Raw genomic sequence first — 907 nt, forward strand, 5'->3', positions numbered from 1 at the left:
TGCTGTGATCGACTCCATCAAAGGAATGTTGGATAGTTTCCAAACGGATTTGGATACAGGAGTTACTTGTAACTTAGATGGTGGGTGTACTTACCACCAGAAGGGTGGGGCACTCAACAGTGCTGGGGAACTCTTAAAAGACTTTCTTGATCGTATGAAACCTAAGGTACAAAATGCGGCTCTTGATCCTTCCTTATTTTTCTCAGATATTTCCAGTTCCTTTTCTACCTTCTTGCAATCGCAAAAAGACATTGCTAACAGTAAGTATGAGTTCCATGAATCCAATATTCTGACTTATCAAAATAGCACCGGAATCAATTACGATACGTATAGAAACTATAGTGACGCTCAGATTCAAGCTGTGATGAGTGCGATCTACTACCAACAGTATGGTGCAGGGACTGCGATTTTCTCCACTGACCAATGGACTTATGAAGGTCATGGCGGGGGCGCATTACAAGCGTTCCAGTTTGATTCCTATAATGCAACCTTTACGAACGCGTCATACAACAAAGAACTTTATCAAGCCATCTATAATAGCATTATACACAACGGTAACTATTCTGAAGTTAAGACCTTTCTGCAAAACAAACTTGGCTCTAACTACGAGGTAACAAACGTTCTAGGGGCAAATATTTACTCTGATTGGGCCAATGCTTCCAATAGCGACGGCTTGGCATGGATACATACAAGTAAAACTCAAGGAAATTTAGCCACAGATGGTAAGGCTTTTGCATTTTGGACTGTGGCACGAGCCATTCCTCCTTACGTAGCATGGACTGAATATTTCCAAATGGGAGGTCTCCAAGCGGGACTTCTTTATGAGGTAAAGGATAAAAACCAAGAAGCACTTGCTACTCATTGGAATGGAACTACAAGTTCCCTTGGGAACCAACTCAGTTTGTTT

1 protein-coding gene is annotated in these 907 nt (G+C 41.7%); it reads left to right on the forward strand.

Features of this window, described 5'->3' with window-relative positions; translation table 11 throughout:
• On the forward strand, positions 1–907 hold a 907-nt coding region (locus tag EHQ24_RS19160; protein WP_167483029.1), incomplete at both ends, for a hypothetical protein.

The organism is Leptospira noumeaensis (genome assembly GCF_004770765.1).
Lineage (GTDB): Bacteria > Spirochaetota > Leptospiria > Leptospirales > Leptospiraceae > Leptospira_A > Leptospira_A noumeaensis.